The organism is Streptomyces spirodelae (assembly GCF_017676385.1).
Lineage (GTDB): Bacteria > Actinomycetota > Actinomycetes > Streptomycetales > Streptomycetaceae > Streptomyces > Streptomyces spirodelae.
Genome location: NZ_JAFFZN010000027.1, coordinates 1 through 19,931 on the forward strand (window position 1 = coordinate 1; position 19,931 = coordinate 19,931).

The following is a 19,931-nucleotide window of genomic DNA, read 5'->3' on the forward strand; positions in this document are numbered from 1 at the left end:
ACGGGTCGCGCTGTCAACCGGAGGCGGACCCGGCCCAACGCCCCCTGGTCCGGCGTCAGTCGAGGTCGGTGAGGCGGCCGCCGGCATCCGGCTGGGCGTGTTCGACGCGGCGGAGGAGGCGGGTGAGGAGGTCGCCGAGCTGCACCCGCTCGCCGGTGGAGAGGTCCTGGAGGAGGTCCTCCTCGAAGACCGATGCCATCCGCATGACCTCCAGCCACTTCTCGCGACCGGTGTCGGTGATGCCGATGATCACGCGGACCCGGTTGTCGGGGTCACGCTCACGGGTGACGAGGTTCTGGGTGAGCATCCGGTCGATGCGGTGGGTCATCGCCGCCGGAGTGAGGCCGAGCCGTCTGGCGATGGTGCCGGGCCACAGCTGGTAGGGGCTGCCCGCCATGACGAGTTCCTTGAGGACCTCCCACTCCGGGCTGCTGAGACCGAGGGCGGCGAGCTGGCGGCCGTAGGCCACGTTCATCCTGCGGTCGAGCCGGCTCACGGCGTTGACCACCTTCTCGACCTGCGGGTCCAGATCGCGGTACTCGCGCTGGTAGATGGCGATCTGCTCGTCGAGCGTCGGTTGTCGGTCCGGCATGTGGGCAGTATCGCACGTCAACTCGTTCGCTCTAAACGCTTGCGCTGTGTAGTCTTTAGTCTCGAACTTTAGCTTCGAAGTCTTCGTAGCTGTATCCCTTGTAGTTCTCTCGACTCTCGACTCAGGCAGGTGAGTGTGACCACGGCGATGGCCGCCGCGCTGCGGCGGATCCAGCTCGGTAACGCGCTGGCAGCTTTCGGCAACGGCTTCACGGTGCCGTTCCTCTTCGTCTACGTGGCGCGGGTGCGTGAGCTCGGCGACGGCACGGCGGGCGCGGTGCTCGCGGTGTTCGCCGCCGCCGCGCTGCTCGTGCTGCCCTTCACGGGGCGCGTGATCGACCGGAGCGGACCGCTGGTGATGGTTGTCGTCGGTGCGGTGTCCGCCGCGCTGGGTGCGCTCGGGTTCGGGCTGTCGACCAGCGCGTCCGCCGTGCTGGTCGCGTCCGCCGTGATGGGCGCCGGCATCGCCGTACTCCAGCCCGCCCTCGCGACGATGATCGTGTGGAGCTCGACGCCGGGGTCGCGTTCGCGCGCCTTCGCCACCCAGTTCTTCCTCAACAACCTGGGGCTGGGCGTCGGTGGGCTGCTGGGCGGAATGCTCGTCGACGAGCGCCATCCGGCCAGCTTCACCCTGCTGTTCGTCATCGAGGCCACGATGTTCCTCGTCCTGCTCGCCGTGCTGGTGACTGTGCGCGTGGGGCGCCCCGCCGCGACGGCCGCCGGTGCGGAGAGCGCCGCTTACGGTTCCGGCTGGGGTGTGCTGCTGCGGGACCGGTCGATGGTGCTGCTGTGCGTGCTGGGGTTCGTGATCTTCTTCGCCTGCTACGGGCAGTTCGAGTCGGGGCTGTCGGCGTACGCGGTGGAGGTCACGCGGATCTCGACCTCCACGCTGGGGATCGCGCTCGCCGCCAACACGGCCATGATCGTGCTGGCGCAGTTCGTGGTGCTGCGGCTGGTGGAGCGGCGGCGGCGGAGCCGGGTCGTCGCGCTGGTGGGTCTGATCTGGACGGTTGCGTGGTTGGCCGCGGGGGCTTCCGGGCTGGTGCACGGGGCGCAGGCGGTGGCCACCGCGCTGCTCATCGGTACGTACGCGCTGTTCGGGGTCGGCGAGACGATGCTGTCGCCGACGGTGGCGCCGCTGGTCGCCGACCTGGCTCCGGCGCGCCTCGTCGGTCAGTACAACTCGGCTTTCGCGCTGGTGAAGCAGTTGGCCCTGGCCGTGGGTCCCGCTGTCGGCGGTGCCCTCGCCGCGGCCGGTGCGTGGTCCGCGTACATCGTGCTGCTGGTGGTGAGCTGCCTGGGCGTGACGGGGCTCGCCCTGGTGCTGGGGCGGCGGCTCACCGAGCGCGATGACCGCCCCGGGTCGGTCATCGTGGCCCGCGGGGACACTGCGCGTCCGGTTCTCGAGGAGCAGCGCGCTGACGTCGTGCGGTGACCGGCCTTCTTGCCGGACGGGCGGGACGGGGCGCCCCCTCGCGGCACACGCGAGGGGGCGCGGTCCCATGTGCGCTACCTGCCCGGCAGGGCGAACTCGCACCAGACGGACTTGCCGCCGCCCTGTGTGCGGCGGCTGCCCCACGCCGAGGCGATCGTGGCGACGATGGAGATGCCCCGCCCCGCTTCGTCGGCCGGTTCGGCGCGGCAGCGGCGTGGCAGGTGCTCGTCGCCGTCGGTGACCTCGATGATCAGGCGGCGGTCGGTGCGGCGCAGCAGCAGCCGCATCGGCGGGGTGCCGTGCTGGAGTGAGTTGGCGACCAGTTCGCTGGCGGCCAGTACGCCGAGGTCGCGGAGCTCGGTGGGGAAGCGCCAGGAGGCCAGGACGCCGGAGGCGAACGCTCGGGCGCGCGGCGCTGCCTCGGTGCCGCCGAGCAGGTCGAGTGCCGCGTTGTGGAACAGCTCGGCGTCGGGGCCGCTGCGTACGGGGTGCTGGAAGACGAGGAGCGCCACGTCGTCGTCGTGGTCCTCGCTGATGCCCAGGGCGCGCAGCAGCCGGTCGCAGATGATGTCGGGCGAGCCGGTGGCACCTGCGAAGGCGCCTTCCAGCGCCGCGATTCCCTCGTCGATGTCAGCGTCCCGGCGCTCGATCAGGCCGTCGGTGTAGAGCACGGCGGTGGCTCCCTCGGGCAGCGGGAGGCTGCCCGAGGTGTGCAGCCAGCCGCCCGTGCCCAGCGGCGGGCCGGTGTGCTCGTCGGCGCGGTGGACGGTGCCGTCGGGGTCGCGTACGAGGATCGGTACGTGTCCTGCGGAGGCGTAGCTGAGGCGGCCTTCGTTGGGGTCGTGGACGGCGTAGACGCAGGTGGCGATCTGGGAGGGGTCGATCTCGGCGGCGAGTCCGTCGAGGAGTTGCAGGACTTCGTGCGGCGGCAGGTCGAGGCGCGCGTAGGCGCGGACGGCCGTGCGCAGCTGTCCCATCACGGCGGCGGCGCGCACACCGCGGCCCATGACGTCCCCGATGACGAGCGCGGTGCGGCCCGCGCCGAGGGTGATGACGTCGTACCAGTCGCCTCCGACAGCCGCGTCGGTGCCGCCCGGCTGGTAGGTGGCGGCGACGCGCAGGTCGTCGGGCTGCTCCAGTTCCTGGGGCAGCAGGCTGCGCTGGAGGGTGACGGCCGCCTCGCGCTGGCGGCGTTCGCTGGCGCGCAGCCGCTCGACCGCTTCCACCTGGTCGGTGACGTCGGCGGCGAAGATCAGCACTCCGCTGTCACCTGATGTGGTGATGGGGGTGCAGGTGAAGGTGTAGTAGCCCGCACGGCGCCTGGGGCCGGACGCCTGCTGGCGCGGGGGCACCCGGCGGGACTTGACCGTACGGGGGCGGCCGCTGCGCCGGACCTGGTCCATCAGTGGGAGCAGCCCCAGCTCGACCAGTTCGGGCAGGGCTTCGCGGGCGGCGGCGCCGGTGGGGCGAGGGCCGAAGACGCGGACGTAGGCGTCGTTGACGAACGCGATGCGGTGCTCGGGGCCGTGTACGACGGCTGCCAGCGCGGGAACCTCGCCGAGCAGGGCGCGTACGGGGAGCGCGTCGATGGCGCGTCGGCGCTGCCGCGCCGCCCGTTCGGGTTCGGCGGCTGAGCCGGGGCCGGCCGCCGAACCGGGTTCTTCGGGGGACGCGGAGTCGGCCTCGGCGTGCGGGCTGAGGCGCGCTGCGGGGACGGTGGGGGCGTCCGCGGAGTCCTCGTACGGGTCGGCCGTCCGGCCGGGTGCGGCCTGTTCGGGCACGGTCGCTTCGGCTGTCGGCGGGGTGGCACCTGGTCCAGCCGTCGGTTCGCGGCCCGGGTCGGGGCCGTTGCCCTCGGTTCCGTCGGCCCCTTCGCGTTCGGTGCCGTCGTCACCGGTGCGGCCGGTGCCCGAGTTCTTGCCGCCGTCGTCCTTGCCCTCGCCGGAGGTCTCGGTCGACTGCGCTCGCGCCTTTATCGCGGCCTGGGCGGCAGCGGTTCGCCGCTGTGTGCCGGGCAGTCGGGCGCTCCAGCGCGTGAAGTTCACGTCGTCCGATTCCTTGTGTGGTTCGCTGTGTTCGCTCGGGTCGCTGGGGGGCCGCTTCGGGGTCACGCTTCGCAGACACGGGCCCACCCATGGTCACATGTCCAGTGTGGCCCACCGTGCCGTTGGAACCCTCACCTCTCGTCGGGGCGCCGTACGGTGCCCGCGGCGAGTTCGAACTCGGCACGGGGGTGCTCCAGCGAGCCGAGGGAGACGATCTCCCTCTTGAACAGGCCGGAGAGCACCCATTCCGCCAGCACGCGTGCCTTGCGGTTGAAGGTCGGCACCCGGCTGAGGTGGTAGGCGCGATGCATGAACCAGGCAGGGTAGCCCTTGAGTTTCCGTCCGTACACGTGCGCGACCCCCTTGTGCAGTCCGAGGGAGGCGACGGAGCCCGCGTAGGAGTGGCGGTAGGGGGTGGGGTCCTGGCCCTCGCACACCGCTGCGAGGTTGTCGGCGAGACGGCGTGCCTGGCGTACGGCGTGCTGCGCGTTGGGGGCGCACAGCGGGGGTTCCGCGCCGGCGGTCGCCGCCTCGGCCGACGCCGGGGTCGCCGTGAGGTCGGGGACGGCCGCCGCGTCACCCGCCGACCACGCGTGTTCGGTGCCCTCGACGCGCAGGGTCGCCTCGCACTTGAGTTTGCCGCGCGCGGTGAGCGGCAGACCGGTGCGGGCCAGCAGGGGGTGCGGTTTGACGCCTGCCGTCCACACCAGGGTGCGGGTGGGGTGGCGGGAGCCGTCGCTGAGGACGGCGACGCGCCTCTCGCACGAGTCGAGACGGGTCTCCAGGCGTACGTCGATGTTGCGGGCGCGCAGCTCGCGCAGCGCGTAGCCGCCCATCTCCGCGCCGACCTCGGGCAGAATCCGGTCGCTCGCCTCCACCAGCATGAAGCGCAGGTCGTCCGCGGAGATGTTGTGGTAGTAGCGGCAGGCGTAGCGCGCCATGTCCTCCAGTTCGGCCAGCGCTTCGACGCCCGCGTAGCCGCCGCCCACGAAGACGAAGGTGAGCGCCGCGTCGCGGATGGCCGGGTCGCGGGTCGAGGAGGCGATGTCGAGCTGTTCGAGTACGTGGTTGCGCAGCCCGATGGCCTCCTCGACGGTCTTGAAGCCGATGCCGTGCTCGGCCAGGCCGGGGACCGGGAGGGTGCGCGAGACGGAACCGGGTGCCAGCACGAGTTCGGTGTAGGGCAGTTCCAGGGTCTGCGGCTCGGGCGGGCGACCGGGTGCCGCCTGTGCCGCGCGGGCTGCGTCGGCCTCGGCCGTGGCCAGGGTGGAGATGTGCGCGACACGGCGGTCGGGGTCGATGGTGCGGGCCTCGCCCACGATGACCTGGCAGTGCGACAGCACCCGGCGCAGGGGGACGACGACGTGCCGGGGGGAGATCGACCCGGCGGCCGCCTCCGGAAGGAACGGCTGATACGTCATATAAGGGTCCGGGTCCAGGATCGTGATGGTGATCCCGTCGGCCGACTCCAGTGACGAGGCGACGGGTGATCCGGGCGCGCCGAGGGCGTCCGGCGCATCGGGCGCCGGGGCGCCACCTGAGCCGGCTGCCTGTCGGAGGCGGTGCTTGAGTCGGCGCTGGAGGCGCAGCGCGGTGTACATGCCGACGTAACCGCCGCCGACAACCAGGATGCGCGCGGGTTTCGCAGGTTCCTTCGTGGCCTTCGTCACCTGACCATGACGCACCCTCGGCCCCTCGTTTGTCCACAGGACACGTCAATCATGTGACCGGTGTCCGCCGAGCGCCTGTCGTACCACCGACGCCGTAGCGGGAGCGGTACGCGCAGGTCACCGCCGGGGTGCGGGGCGTGCGGGGGGCGTAAGGGCCGGATACGTCCGGTACCGGGGCACGGGGCACGCGCGGCCGTGCAGGGACGCCCTCTTCTCTCTCAGGGTGGGCTCAACTATGTTCGTATCCCAGCGGGGTGCGATCCAGGGACCACTGCGCGCATTCCGACCCCGCGGACGCGGGGGTCTCCGGGGGGAGACTGGATTTACCGGGGGAACAACGATGCACATTCAGGGTATTCACGGCTCTCATGCCGGGACGGCGCCGACCGCTGTCTCCGTCGCGGAGGGCCAGACCACCGCGCACTCCACCGCGACCGGCGCCGCGACGGCGGCCGCCCGGCGCACGACGCCGCTGAGGGTGGACGCGCAGCGGAATCTCGAACACGTCCTGCGCGCCGCGCGCGAGGTCTTCGGCGAGCTGGGCTACGGCGCGCCGATGGAGGATGTCGCCCGCCGGGCGCGGGTGGGGGTCGGGACGGTATACCGCCGCTTCCCGAGCAAGGACGTGCTGGTCAGGCGGATAGCCGAGGAGGAGACTGCGCGGCTGACGGAGCAGGCGCGGGCCGCGCTGGGCCAGGAGGAGGAGCCCTGGTCGGCGCTCTCACGCTTTCTGCGCACCTCCGTGGCTTCGGGGGCCGGACGGCTGCTGCCGCCCCGGATTCTCCGGGCGGAGACGCGGCCCGACACCACACTGCGGGTGCCCCAGCAGCGCGGTTCTGTACAGAACGGATACGCCGAAGCACCGGCATTCACCGAGGGGGGCCAGCCGGACCTGCGGCTGGTGGAACGTCCCGGCACGGGGCGCGATTCCGGCGCCGCGTACGACGGAATGGACGAGGACCCCGGTGCGGCGGAGCTGCTGGAGGTCGTCGGACAGCTGGTCGAGCGGGCGCGGGAAGCGGGCGAGCTGCGTCCCGATGTGACCGTGGGCGATGTGCTGCTGGTGATAGCGACCGCCGCTCCCTCCCTGCCGGACGCGGCACAGCAGGCGGCCGCCTCGACTCGGCTGCTGGACATCCTCCTGGAGGGGCTGCGCTCCCGCGGCGCCCGCTGAACCGGTGCGGGGTGCCTGAACCGGTGCGGGCCGCCGCTTCCCCTTGACGGGCCCGGGCATGCGCAAACCCGTGCGGGACGACCCGAACGGGTGGTTGGTCTGCTTGTCGGGTTCCCGTCCGCCGGTGCTGTGCCACGCTGACGCGATGGTCAGCACGCAGGGCGGATCGGGAAGTCGCGGCGATGGGTGGTGACAAGGAGCAGGGGTCCGGAGAGCCTCGCGCCGGCTCTGTCCGGGGGACGTCCGGGCGGCCCGGTCCGAGCCAGGTCCCGGAGCAGCGCAGGCGGCACGGCGTCTCCGACATGGAGCTGCTCTCCCGGATGCGGCAGGGCGACGACGAGGCGTACGAGGAGCTGTACCGGCGGCACGCCGAGCCGGTGCGGCGCTACGCGCGTACGTGCTGCCGGGACACCGACACGGCGGAGGATCTGACGGGTGAGGTCTTCGCCCGCACCTTGCAGGCCGTACGCGGCGGCAAGGGCCCCGAGGCGTCGGTGCGGGCCTACCTGTTGGCCTCCGTACGACGGGTGGCGGCGGACTGGGCCAGAACCCGGCGGCGGGAGCGGCTGGTGGACGACTTCGCGGCGTTCGCGCAGTCGGCGGCTGCCGCTTCCACGGCTCGGGACGAGGCCACCCTCGAGCTCGGCGCCGAGGTGCGGGCGATGCGGGAGGCCGAGGAGAAGCTGGTCGTCCGCGCGTTCCGGAGCCTGTCCGAGTACGACCGGATGCTGCTGTGGCACACCGCCGTGGAGGGCGTACCGCCGCAGGAGGTGGCGCCGCTGCTGGGCAAGTCGCGCGGGGCCACGGCGACGGCGGCGCACCGCGCCCGGGAACACCTCAAGCAGGCGTATCTCCAAGCCCACGTCAACCGGGCCCTGACGGAGGGCGGGGAGTGCGCCCGGTACGCCGACCGACTCGGCGCCTATGCGCGCGGCGGGCTGCGGATGCGGGCCGAGCGCGGACTGACCCGGCACCTGGAGGAGTGCCCGGCGTGCCGTCAGGCGGCGTCGGAGGTCGAGGACCTCAATCAGCACATCAGGCTGCTGGTTCCGGTGGCCCTGGTGGGCTGGTTCGGAACGACGAGCGGTGCGAAGGCGTTCGCCGCCCTGCTGGGTGGCGGCACGGCGACGGCGGGCGGCGCGGCGGTCGGCGGTGCGGCAGGTGGTGTGGGTGGTGGTGTGAGTGGTGGTGCGGCAGCGGAAGGGCTGGGCACTCCCGCGAAGGCCGGCATCGGGCTGGGCGTGGTCGCGGCGGCCGGTGCGGTGCTCGCCTACGCGCTGACCGGAGGCGACGGAGAGCCCTCCGAGAAGCCGGAAGCACGCCGTCCCGCCCCGCCCGCCGCACCCGGGCACCCGCCGAAGAAGGCCGATCCGGCGCCCGGTCCCGCGCCGGGCCCCGAGCAGCCGAAGCCCGGCCCACCGGAGCCCGAGCCGCCCGCGTCCGAGCTGCCCCCTCCGCAGGCCGCGCCGCGCCCCGCGCCGAAGCCGGAGCCGGAGCCCGCCCCCGCGGCCGAGGCTCCGTCACGGCGTCCCGACCCGCCCGAGCCCCAGCGGCCGGCGCCGCCACCGCCGCCGCCGAGCCCCAGCCCGGAGCCGCCGAGGCCGGTGCCGCCCGAGAAGCACGATCTCATCGAGGTCTCGCGCCACAGCGTGACGCTGGCTGCCGGGGGCGGGGACCACCAGGTGCGGCTGGTCGTGGAACGTCACGCCTCCCGGACGGGCGCCGTCTCCTCGGTGGAGGTCTCGATGGCGAACTGGGCACACAGTTCGTCCAGTCGCTCGACGGCCTCGGCCCCGGTCAGCAGCGGGCGCCCGGCGGGGTCGGCGGGGCCTGCGGGCCCCGCAGCGGAAGGGTCGGAGTAGGCGCGGATGGTGCCGTCGAGGCGGCGTTCGGGGACGCTCGCCGGCAGCTCGCCCCGGAGCCGCTGGGCCGCGTCGGCGAACTGCACGGCCAGTGGGTGACGTCCGGCCAGGTGCAGGATGTGGCCCGCGGTCAGCAGGGACTGGCCGACGAGGCTCTCCGGGACGCCGACCTCCAGCCCGGTGCGGATGGCGCTACGGATCTTGCGGATGGCCTCGGGGAGCAGTTCCGGCCCTTCGGAGGCCGTGATGCGGGCGTCCAGTACGCGCATCATGACCTCGAACATCGCAGGCGGGGTGCCGACCGCCGCGCTCTTCTGGGCCTGCGAGTGGAAATCGCGGGCCCGTTCGATGTCGTCGGCCTCGGTGGCGGCCACCGAGCGGACGAAGACGGCGATCGTCAGCGCATCTCTGACGCCCAGCTGTTCGGCCTGCTCCATGGCCCGGTCGGCGAGCTTGTCGGCCTGCTCCGTGTCCCCTCGGCGGAACCAGATCTCGGCGATCCGGGCCAGCAGCAGCGGCATCTCGGTGAAGGCCCCGAGCTCCTGGGCGTAGCGCAAGGCGGTCTCGCACTCGGCGCGGGCATCGTCGTAGCGGCCCTCCTGAAGGGCGACCTCCGCGCGCAGCCCGCACAGTTGGCTCAGCAGCCACCGGTCGCCGGTGCTCTCGGCCAGGGCTCTGATCTCGGGCAGATCGTCCTTGGCCGCCCGCACCCCGCCGGGCAGGTCCAGCAGCACGTGGGCCCGGAAGAGCAGGGAGACGGCCAGCTCCCACGGGCCGCCGTACCGTCGGCAGTTGGCGACGGAGACCTCCATCAGGGAGGCCACTCCCTTGTTGCCCTCCAGCAGGTAGCTGGTGAAGGGCCAGAGCAGACCGGGGAAGCGTGCGGCGGACGGGCCCGGTTCGCGGAAGGTGCTCAGGAGCTCCTGGGCGACTGCCCGGTGGTGCGGTTCGGTGAGGAGCTCCTGGCTGTGGTGCTCGGCCAGCAGGAAGTAGTCGAGCAACTGGAACTCCCGGAAGAGCGTCTCCTGGTCCCAGTCGCGTTCCTGCCGGGTGGGGGGAAGCATCGACAGCACGGCCTTCACCCAGTGCGCGCCTTCGTCGCGGTAGTTGCGCAGCCACCAGAACCAGCCGGCCGAGCGGACGAGCGAGACGACCGTCTCCAGGTCTCCGTCGCGGAGCGAACGGTGCAGGGCCGCACGGATGTTGTCGAGGTCGGCCTCGACTCGCGGCAGCCAGGAGAGCTGTTCGGCTGAGCGCAGACGGGGTTCGGCCGCGTTGGCGAAGCGGAGGATCTGTGCGCTGTGCCGCGCCTCCGCCGCCTCGCGGTCGGCCGGGTGTTCGGCTGCGCGTTCGCGGGCGTAGTCGTGGATGGTCTCCAGCATGCGGTAGCGCACGCCGGTGCCGGAGAGCGCGGGCGGCTGGTCGGCGACGAGGATGGATTTGTCCACGAGCGCGGAGAGGAGGTCGAGTACGTCGTCGGGGTGGATCGATTCCGGTCGGATGCCCGGTGCCTGCGGGGCCTCGGGTACGCCTGTTGACTCCGGTGTGCGTGTTCGCTCAGGTGCGCCTGTTGACTCCAGTGCGCGTGTTGCCCCCGGTGCGCATGTTGCCCCCGGTGCGCATGTTGCCTCCCGTACGTCCGTCGGCGTCTCGCCTGTTGTCTTCGGCGCGTCCCCCGTTCGGGGCCGTTCGGCGCCGTCCGGTGGACCGTCCGCACATACGTGTTCGGCCGCGGAGAGAGTGCAGCCGCCCGCGAAGACGGACAGCCGGCGTACGACGGTGCGCTCGCGCTCGTCCAGCAGGTCCCACGACCAGTCCACGACCGCGCGCAGCGTCTGCTGGCGCGGCAGTACGGTGCGGCTGCCGCTGGTCAGCAGCCGGAAGCGGTCGTCCAGGCGGTCGGCGATCTGCCGCGGGGTGAGCGAGCGCAGCCGCGCAGCCGCCAACTCGATCGCGAGCGGCAGTCCGTCGAGGCGACGGCAGATCTCCGCGACCGCCTCGGGATCCTCGCTCGTACGGAACCCGGGGCGTGCGGCGGCGGCGCGATCGGCGAACAGCCGGTGCGCGGGCACGGGTGGCAGCGGCTCAACCGGGCGCACCGTCTCACCCGGCACGCCGAGACGCTCCCGGCTGGTGGCCAGCACGGTGAGGCCCGGACAGTGCGCCAGCAGCGTCTCGGCGAGGGTCGCCGCGGCGTGGACGACGTGCTCGCAGTTGTCGAGCACCAGCAACAGGTCGCGCTGCTCCAGGTGTTCGATCAGCAGCGCCGTGGCGTCTCCGTCGCCGCCCAGCGAGCGGGCGCCCTCGGTGGCGGCCGTGGACAGGGAGGTCACCCGGCGGCCGAGTGCACTGAGCACGGCGTCCGGGACGGCGGCGGGGTGGTCGAGCGGCGCCAGCTCCACCAGCCAGGTGCCGTCCGGATACGGCGTCGGCTCGGTGGCCGCCGCCGTTGCCGCGACCTGTTCTGCCAGCCGGGTCTTGCCCGAGCCACCGGGGCCGATCAACGTGACCAGCCTGGAGGCCCCCAGGTCGGAGTCGATGGCGGCGATGTCGGTCTCACGCCCGACGAAGCTGGTCAGCCGGGCCCTGAGGTTGCCGCGCCGACCCGCCGGTGCGCTGCCGGCCTTGGGTCCCCCGGCGCGGTCGACGGAACCGGGTCCGCCCTCGCCCTCGCGGCCGCGGGCCGTCGGACGTGAACCCGTGGGCGCGGCACCGGACTCGGGCGACGCGGCTCCGGCTCCCGGGGCGGCCCCGACTCCCGGGTCAGCTCCGGCCCCCGGGGCTTCGACATCGGACACGGCGGCGTCCGCTGTGCCGGCACCCGCAGCGGCGGCCCCCGCAGTGCCGGCACCCGCAGTGCCGGCACCCGCAGCGGCGGCATCCCGGGTGGGAGCGTCCGCCCGGCGGGCCGCCGAAGCCTCCTGCCTTCCGGAGGGCGTCGTCCACGTACCGGGGGACATCGCCGAACCGTCGGGCGACGACGTCGGCGCGGCGGCACGCGGGGAGGCCGCGGAACCTTCGACGGCATCCCGTGAGACGGCGCCGAGCTCAGCCCTGCCTGCTCCGCCCGCCCCGCCGGTCCGGTCGTCGTTCGGCACTCCGGCGGCCAGCAGCTCGGTGTGGAGCGTGCGCAGTTCGGGCCCCGGATCGGCACCGAGGCGGGCGGCTATGCCCCGGCGTACGGACTCGTAGGCGGCCAGCGCCTCAGCGGTGCGGCCGCTGTCGTGCAGGGCGCGCAGATACAGCGTCTGGAGCGGTTCGTCGAGCGGGTGTTCGGGAGCCAGTTCGCGCAGTTCCGGCAGTACCCGCGCAGCCCGGCCCAGCGCCAGGTCGGCGGTGAGGCGGCGCTGGAGCACGGTGTGCCGCAGCGCTTCGGCGCGGGCGGCGGCGGGCGTGCGGCCCGGCAGGTCGGCGAGGGCGGGGCCGCGCCAGAGCGCGAGGCCCTCGCGGAGCACGGTGGCAGCCCGTTCGGGGTCACCCTCCTCCAGTGCGCGCTCACCCTCGGCGGCCAGGTGTTCGAATCGGATCAGATCGACCTCGTCGCGCTCCGGGTCGATCCGCAGCCGGTAGCCACCGTGCAGCGACTCGACGGCGTCCTTGCCCAGGACCCTGCGCAGCCTCGCCACGAGCGCCTGGAGCGCGGCCGGCGCGTTCTCCGGCATGGCGCCGTGCTCCGCGTCCGCCCACACGTCCTCGATCAGCGCGTCCGAGGGCATGGGCGCGCGGTTGCGCACGTGCAGCGCGAGCGCGGCGAACAGCGCGCGCAGCCGCTGCCCGCCCAGCGGGAGCGGCTGCCCTGCCTCGTCGCGGGCCTCGCTCGCCCCCAGGATCAGATACCGCACAGGCCCATTGTCCCTTTCGGCGCCGACAGTGCCGGATGCTTTTCCGGCGCCCGCACCGCGGTCCGACCGGCCGGACCGCCGACCGGACCGTCGGCCGGACCCGCCGACCGGACCGCGAACCCTCCCCGCTCACACCCCCCTACGCACCCGGTCATCCATCGGTCATCACCCAGTGACCGGTCATCCACGGGTCGGCGGAAGCATCCGTTCGTAGCGGGCGTCGGGGTGTACGCCTGCCGAGGCGGCGCGGTGGCGTGGTGCGGAGGAGCCGGTCCAGCAGGTGCCGCGCCGGGCCAGCAGGCGACTCAGCCACAGCTCCATGGAGACCAGGTCGGCGATGCCCTCCACGGGCAGCTGTTCGCCTCGGGCCACCCGCTGGACGGCCTGGCGCACCACGCGGGCCTCCACCAGTCCGGCCTCGGCCAGCAGCGGCGCCCGGAAGAGCTCCAGCAGCTGGTCGGCGGCCAGCCGGACGCCCGCGCGGAGGGCGGCGTAGTGCGTGGCGTGGGTCGGGGCGCCCCAGCCGGGCGGGAGTTCGTGGACGCCGGCGCCCGCGAGTGCGGCGCGCAGTATGGAGGCGCGCGCTCCAGGGCGTACGCGCAGGGCCTCGGGCAGTTCACGGGCCGCTCGGACAACCTGGTTGTCGAAATAGGGGGCGTGCAGGCGCTGATTACGGATCTCGGCCGCCTGTTCGAGCACCCGGTGGTCGGCGGCGGCCCTGGCGAGGGCCGCCCTGGCGCGTCGTTCGCCGGGGCGCTCGATGGACGGCCGGGCCTGCGCGGCGGCCTCCAGCCGCAGCGAGACCTCCGCCAGCGCCTCGCCCGTCAGCCAGCGCGCCGCCGGTCCTGGCCGGCACCAGGTGAGCGCGGCGACCGAGGCGTCCACCGCGCTCTCGCCGCCCTCCGGGTACGGGGCGAAGGCGGCGGCCGTGAATCCGCTGTCGCGGAGCTGCGCGGCCGTCTCCACCACCCCGTCGCGGTAGGGCGTACGGGCCAGCCTGCGCGCCGCCCGGTAGATGGTGACGGGCACCAGCAGCGAGCGGCCGGTGGCCTGACCCGCCGTCTGCCCCTCGGCGCGGGCGAGCGCGGCGACGGGCCGCACCAGGTGGCGGCGGCGCCGGTCCAGCAGCAGATCGGCGAGGCGGGCGGGGTGCGCGTCGACGACCTGGCGGGCGCCCGCGCCCAGGAAGTGATCGGCGCTGCCTGCCGAGAGCCGGTACCGGTGTCGCTCGGCGGTCACCAGACAGGGGCCTGGCTCGTCGGTGAGGGGCCCGTTCGCCAGGTCGGCGTAGGGCAGTGTCTCCTCGCCGCCGGTCACCACGACGTGGCGCAGCCGCGGGTTCCCCGCGATGGCGTGCGCGCGCTCCAGTTCGGCGAGGTGGCCATCGGTGCCCGCGTGCTGGTGCGCGCCTGCCCCTGCGCCCTGGTGACCCGCCCCGCGCTGCCCCTCCGTACCGCCCAGGGTGAGGTCGTTGAAGGTGACCGCCAGCAGTCGCTCGCCCGCGGCGGCGGCGCCCGAGCCGAAGACGGTGCCGGGCGTGCCGGGGAGCCCTGCGGCGAGGAGGGCGAGGGTGCCGGAGGCGGGCCCGCCGGACAGGTCGGCGCCGACGCCGGGCGCCGGGCCGCCGCGAGCACGTTGCCGGTCGGCCGGACCCATGCCGGGCACCGGGCCCGGATCGCGTACCGCGCCTGCGTCGACGTCCCGTTCGGCCGCGTGACGGGGCGCGGTGAGCCGGGCCCGTACGGCGTCCACGAGCGCGTCCCGTACGCCTGCGACGGCCGCCTCCGGGTCCGCGGGTGGGGCGCCGACGACGAGCGAGCCGGACGACTCGTAGCTGGTGACCTCCCGGCTGCCGCCGTCCCGCACGATCAGCGCGTGACCCGGCGGCACCCGCCGCACTCCGCGGTAGGGGGTGCCGTCGCCCAGCGCTTCGGGCGCGTCCGGGCAGGCCAGCAGCGCGGCCAGGTGCCCGAAGTCCAGTTCGGCCTCGATGAGATCGGCCAGCGGCAGCGCGGCCGTCGCATAGGCGGTGCCGCCGGCCCACGGGACGTGGAAGACCGGGCGGGCCCCGGCGAGGTCGGCGGCGACGGTGATACGGCGGCCCACGCAGGCCACGGCGGTGTAGCTGCCGGGCCATGCGGTCAGGTGGCGAAACGCTCCTCCACGCGCGGCGACCAGTCCGAGGCGGAGCTCCTCGTCGGTGGCGCCGCAGCAGCCGAGGACCGCGAGCCGGTTGCCCGGCTGGGCCTCGACGACGCGGATCTCGTCGGGCCGCCAGTCCCCGACGGCCCACAGCGGGTCGGAGCCGCCCCAGAGCACCTGTGCCCCGACGGGTTGGAGGAGGCCGTCACCCCCGTCGGGGATGTGCGCGGTGTGCGGGGCATGCCCGAAGGGGCCGTACGAGTCGTAGGGGTCATGGGAGCCGTGGGGGGTGCGGGAGCCGTGGGGGGCGTGAGAGCCGTCGAGGTCGTGGGTGCTGTACGAGTCGCGGGGGTCGTAAGGGCCGTGCGGGTCGTACGCGCCATGGGTGCCATAGGTGCCATAGGTGCCATGGGTGCCATGGGTGCCATGGGTGCCATGGGCGCCGTACGGCGGGGGTGAACCGGCAGCCGTGCGGCCCGGGTTACCGGTGGCGGAAGTGGTGCGGGTGGCTCCACGGCGTGCTGCCGGCGTTGCCGCGGCGCTGCTCCACCCCACCAACCAACGCATCGCCGCCTGCCTTCGCGTCACTCCGCCGCTGTCTGCCGCACCGCGCGGGCGCCCGGGCTGCGGGTGTCTGCCACCCCGGAAACCGCCGCCGTTGCGGCTATGGTGCCACGAGAGTGGCGCACAAGAGGCGTGCAAGGGGCGCATACCTCGACGCGGTACGCCGCCCCTCGCGCACCGCCCAGCGCCCCGGCGGGGCCGCGGAGTTACCCCTGAGTTGCCCGGCGGCCGCCCGGACGGGCAGCGGCATATACCCCCGGCGACGGCACCCGGCACAGCACAGGCGACCGATGTCATTCGGCCAAATATGCGCGCCCTCCGCACCGCGGTGACGGTCTTCTTGACGCCCCGCCACGCAACATCGAACAGGCGGCGTACCGAAGGCAACCGGGGCGAGCGCGACACCCGGGGATGATCCGCGCGGGACGTGCACGCGGGGCGCGCGGCCCCGTCGCACACGCGGGGCACGGAAGCATGGGCGGGGGCACGCGGCAAGCGGTGTTCCGGACGCGGCGGACCACGGCCGTACGCGGAGGGACCGGCCCGGTCCGACCGTCTCGGACCGTCTCCGGTGGCCACCGGCCGGGCGCAGCCGGGGCGCCGCCCGGGGCCCGTACGGGGGCAGCGGCAGGGCGGCACACCCCGTCCCGGACACCACCGGACGACACCGGAAGCGAGCGCCGCGCTCGGCCCTCGCCGACGCTCCGTTCTTCACGTGAGAGCTCCGGAAGCGCGCCCCGGCGAGGCATCTCCCCGCGCGGATCGCACCGCCAGCCGCCCCGCGCCCGACGTCGGAAGCACTCGGCCGGCCGCTCGACGCTCGGCCGTATTACTGAGGGAAACCCCACGTCAATCCGGTGTCCGCGTCCGCTCAGGCGCCTCGCGGTCGCCGTGCGAACGCCCGCCTGGTGCCTACCGGGGCACGCGCACCGACCCGCGGTCGGCGCGGCTGCGGCGGCGCCCGGCCGCGCACCCGCCATACGAACTCCGGGCGGGGCGTGCCCCCCTCGGCACCGCTTACGGCCCCGCCCGTCGAACGCTGTTCCCTCCCCGCCCCGTTGCCGGGCCGGGAGGGCCTTGCGCACCTCCCGGCCCGGACCGCCGTCCGCGGGGAATGAGACGGCGGTGTCCCCCAGCCCACTGACCCATGTGCAGCGGGCCTGACCCACGCAACACCCATCGAAGCGCTCCCCCCTTCGTGTCGGGCAGGCGCATGCATGGGCGCACGGCCACACACCAGGTGCACATCTCCGGGCGCCGACGATCTCGTACGTCCCGCGGACGGCGCGCATGATTCCGGCCGCCTCGCGCGGGGCAGTATGGGGGTGGCACGTGACCCCCGCACGTACACGCGTACGGACATAGATCTCGCCATCCGGCATGACGCCTCTTAACGGTCGGGATTCGGCGAACTACGCTGTGTTCGCAGTGCTTTCCGCGCCGCGCAGTGCGCAGTGACGGGAGGGGGCCCCGCGCCAGAGCCGCGGGGCGGTCGTCGGTGTGGTCAGGGGTGCGCATGTCCAGGGAGTCACGCGGGCCGAATGAGAAGCTCGGCACCGTCCTCGCCCTCGCAGGAATCAGCAACGCCGGACTCGCCCGACGGGTCAACGATCTGGGGGCCCAACGCGGCCTCACTCTTCGGTACGACAAGACGTCGGTGGCCCGCTGGGTGTCGAAGGGGATGGTGCCGCAAGGTGCGGCGCCCCACCTCATCGCGGCGGCGATCGGCAGCAAGCTCGGCCGTCCGGTGCCGCTGCACGAGATCGGCCTCGCGGACGCCGATCCGACCCCCGAGGTCGGGCTGGCCTTCCCGCGTGACGTGGGAGCCGCCGTCAAATCGGCCACCGACCTCTACCGTCTCGATCTGGCCGGGCGGCGCGGCGGCGGCAGCATCTGGCAGTCCCTGGCCGGCTCGTTCGCCGTCAGCGCGTACGCAACTCCCGCCTCGCGCTGGCTCATAACCCCGGCCGACAGCTCGGTCGCGCGCCACGTCGAGTATCTGGAGGGGGCGAACCCGTCGGCCGACGGGGCCAGAGCGGACGCCACCGACAGCCTCACGGCTCTCGCCGAGGGGCGGCTGCGCGAGGCGCGTGACGGCCGGGACGGCGATGCCGACGGGGCCGGCACCCCACTGCGCGTCGGCCACACCGACGTGGCGAAACTGCGCGAGGCCGCCGACGAAGCGCGCCGCTGGGACTCCAAGTACGGCGGCGGGGACTGGCGTTCGTCCATGGTTCCCGAGTGTCTGCGGGTGGACGCCGCACCGTTGCTGCTGGGCGCCTACACCGACGAGGTCGGCCGCTCCCTCTTCGGCGCCACCGCCGAACTGACCAGGCTCGCCGGGTGGATGGCGTTCGACACCGGCCAGCAGGAGGCCGCACAGCGGTACTACATCCAGGCGCTCCGGCTCGCCCGCGCGGCGGCCGACGTCCCGCTGGGCGGCTATGTGCTCGCCTCCATGTCCCTGCAGGCCACCTACCGGGGCTTCGCCGACGAGGGCGTCGATCTCGCGCAGGCGGCACTGGAGCGCAACCGGGGCCTGGCCACCGCCCGGACCATGAGCTTCTTCCAGCTGGTCGAGGCCCGCGCCCACGCCAAGGCGAACGACGCACAGGCGTGCGCCACCGCGCTGTCGGCCGCCGAGAGCTGGCTGGAGCGCTCGCGGGAGGGCGACGCCGACCCCTCCTGGCTCGACTTCTACTCCTACGACCGGCTCGCCGCCGACGCGGCCGAGTGCTACCGCGATCTGAAGGCGCCGCGTCAGGTGCGGCGGTTCACCGAGAAGGCGCTCTCCCAGCCGAAGGAGGAGTTCGTCCGCTCGCACGGGCTGCGGCTCGTCGTCTCCGCCGTCGCCGAACTGGAGTCGGGCAACCTGGACGCGGCCTGCGCCGCCGGGGTGCGCGCCGTGGAGGTCGCTGGGCGTATCTCCTCCGCACGCACCACGGAGTACGTCCGCGATCTGCTGCACCGCCTGGAGCCCTACGGGGACGAGCCCCGCGTCGCCGAGCTGCGCGAGCGGGCCAGGCCGCTGCTGATGGCCCCGGCGTGAAGCGGCTGACGTGAGGGGATGAGGCTGATGTGAGGGAAGCGTCTGAGTGGGGAGGCTTCTGAACAGGAAGCTTCTGAATGGGAGGCTTCTGCGTAGGGGCTTCTGGGGCGAGGAGGCGGAGGCAGTTCATGATGGGGGGCGTGTCCTCGACGTCCGGAAGTCTCGACTGCGATGTGCTCGTGATCGGCGCGGGCATCGTCGGCTTGTCCACCGCCTATGCGCTGACCCGCCGGGCGCCTGGCACCCGGGTCACCGTCCTGGAGAAGGAACCCGGCCCCGCGCGGCACCAGACCGGGCGGAACAGCGGGGTGATCCACAGCGGGATCTACTACCCGCCCGGCTCCCTCAAGGCCCGGTTCGCACTCGAAGGCGCGGCGGAAATGGTGAAATTCTGTGCGGAACACGGCATTCCGCACCAGGTCACCGGCAAGCTGATCGTCGCCACCGAGCACCGGGAACTGCCCCGGCTGCACGCCCTCATCCAACGCGGCAGACAGCACGGCATCCCGGTACGGGAACTGGGCCCGGCCCAGATCACCGAGCACGAACCGCACGTACGGGGCCTCGCGGCCATCCACGTGGGGACGACGGGCGTGTGCGACTTCGTCGCCGTCGCCGACCGGCTCGCCCAGCTGGCCCGGGACGCGGGCACCGAGGTGCGGTACGGCACCGCCGGAGCGGTCACCGCGATCGACCGCCGCCCTGGGCGCGGGGTCGCCGTCCGCACGGCCGACGGGACGGTGGTGCGCGGGCGCGCCCTGGTGAACTGCGCCGGACTGCACTGCGACAGCCTCGCCCGGCTCGCCGGAGATGTACCGCAAGCGCGCATTTTCCCGTTCCGCGGTGAATACGCGGAGCTGGTACCCGAACGGGAGCACCTGGTACGCGGACTCGTCTACCCGGTGCCCGATCCGGCGTTCCCCTTCCTGGGCGTCCACCTGACCCGCGGCGTGCACGGCGGCGTCCACGTGGGACCGAACGCCGTCCCGGCGCTCGCCCGCGAGGGGTACGCCTGGCCGACTGTACGCCCCGCCGAGCTGGCCGGGCTGCTGACCCACCCCGGCACCTGGCGGATAGCCCGCCGCCACTGGCGGTACGGGGCGGGTGAGGTGCGGCGCTCACTCTCCCGCCCGGCGTTCACCGCCGCCGTACGACGGCTGCTGCCCGAGGTGGCGGCAGCCGACCTGCACCCCGCGCCCGCCGGCGTGCGGGCCCAGGCCGTCCTGCGGGACGGGACGCTCGTCGACGACTTCCTCTTCGCGGAGGGCCCCCACACCGTCCACGTCCTCAACGCACCGTCCCCAGCGGCCACCGCATCTCTGCCCATCGGAAGAGAGATCGCCCGACGGGTGGCCGGAGCGCTCGGAGACGGCTGACGGCTGACGAGGGCCTGGGGGCAGGGGCCTGGGGGCAGGGGCCGGGGGCCGGGGAGGGGCGCCGCCGTCCGCCACGTCCCCCGTAAAATTGAGACATCGTGTCCGAACGCAAAGACTCCCCCGAGCGACCCCACCTCCCCGACGTGCACGAGAGCGACGACCCCACCCACGAAGCGGCCGG

Annotated in this window: 9 protein-coding genes and 1 pseudogene; 5 read left to right on the forward strand and 5 right to left on the reverse strand. The window is 73.8% G+C overall.

Features of this window, described 5'->3' with window-relative positions:
* Positions 1–55: 55 nt before the first annotated feature.
* The gene (locus tag JW592_RS25235) at positions 56–592 is read right to left on the reverse strand and encodes a MarR family winged helix-turn-helix transcriptional regulator (RefSeq protein ID WP_209267534.1); all 537 of its coding nucleotides are present in this window, start codon (positions 590–592) and stop codon (positions 56–58) included.
* 147 nt (positions 593–739) lie between these two features.
* On the opposite strand from JW592_RS25235, the gene JW592_RS25240 reads away from it, so the two are divergent.
* Positions 740–2,026 (forward strand): MFS transporter, encoded by a 1,287-nt coding sequence (locus tag JW592_RS25240; RefSeq protein ID WP_209267605.1) that lies wholly within the window; start codon positions 740–742, stop codon positions 2,024–2,026.
* A gap of 74 nt (positions 2,027–2,100) precedes the next feature.
* Here JW592_RS25240 and JW592_RS25245 read toward each other — a convergent pair whose 3' ends face one another.
* The gene (locus tag JW592_RS25245; RefSeq protein WP_209267535.1) at positions 2,101–4,071 is read right to left on the reverse strand and encodes an ATP-binding SpoIIE family protein phosphatase; all 1,971 of its coding nucleotides are present in this window, start codon (positions 4,069–4,071) and stop codon (positions 2,101–2,103) included.
* 131 nt (positions 4,072–4,202) lie between these two features.
* A complete protein-coding gene (locus JW592_RS25250; protein WP_229376829.1) occupies positions 4,203–5,672 on the reverse strand; it encodes an NAD(P)/FAD-dependent oxidoreductase in 1,470 nt (489 codons plus the stop codon).
* A gap of 409 nt (positions 5,673–6,081) precedes the next feature.
* On the opposite strand from JW592_RS25250, the gene JW592_RS25255 reads away from it, so the two are divergent.
* Together JW592_RS25255 and JW592_RS32945 are read left to right on the forward strand one after the other, a co-directional pair.
* Positions 6,082–6,915 carry a TetR/AcrR family transcriptional regulator gene (locus tag JW592_RS25255; protein ID WP_209267537.1) on the forward strand — a complete coding sequence of 278 codons (834 nt, stop codon included), beginning with the start codon at positions 6,082–6,084 and terminating at the stop codon, positions 6,913–6,915.
* Positions 6,916–7,235: 320 nt separating this feature from the next.
* A pseudogene (locus JW592_RS32945) lies at positions 7,236–7,901 on the forward strand (RNA polymerase sigma factor); the annotation flags it as partial.
* Positions 7,902–8,617: 716 nt separating this feature from the next.
* Here the strand turns inward: JW592_RS32945 and JW592_RS25265 are convergent.
* Both JW592_RS25265 and JW592_RS25270 read right to left on the reverse strand, forming a co-directional pair.
* Positions 8,618–12,619 (reverse strand): AfsR/SARP family transcriptional regulator, encoded by a 4,002-nt coding sequence (locus tag JW592_RS25265; RefSeq protein ID WP_307805537.1) that lies wholly within the window; start codon positions 12,617–12,619, stop codon positions 8,618–8,620.
* A gap of 180 nt (positions 12,620–12,799) precedes the next feature.
* Positions 12,800–15,328 (reverse strand): macrolactam cyclase family protein, encoded by a 2,529-nt coding sequence (locus JW592_RS25270; RefSeq protein ID WP_229376818.1) that lies wholly within the window; start codon positions 15,326–15,328, stop codon positions 12,800–12,802.
* A gap of 1,513 nt (positions 15,329–16,841) precedes the next feature.
* Here JW592_RS25270 and JW592_RS25275 point away from each other — a divergent pair.
* Together JW592_RS25275 and lhgD are read left to right on the forward strand one after the other, a co-directional pair.
* Positions 16,842–18,374: an NsdA family TPR-like regulatory protein gene (locus JW592_RS25275; protein ID WP_209267538.1), complete on the forward strand. Its 1,533-nt coding sequence runs from the start codon at positions 16,842–16,844 to the stop codon at positions 18,372–18,374.
* A 128-nt stretch (positions 18,375–18,502) separates the two neighbouring features.
* Positions 18,503–19,750: an L-2-hydroxyglutarate dehydrogenase gene (lhgD, locus tag JW592_RS25280; protein ID WP_209267539.1), complete on the forward strand. Its 1,248-nt coding sequence runs from the start codon at positions 18,503–18,505 to the stop codon at positions 19,748–19,750.
* Positions 19,751–19,931: the final 181 nt, after the last annotated feature.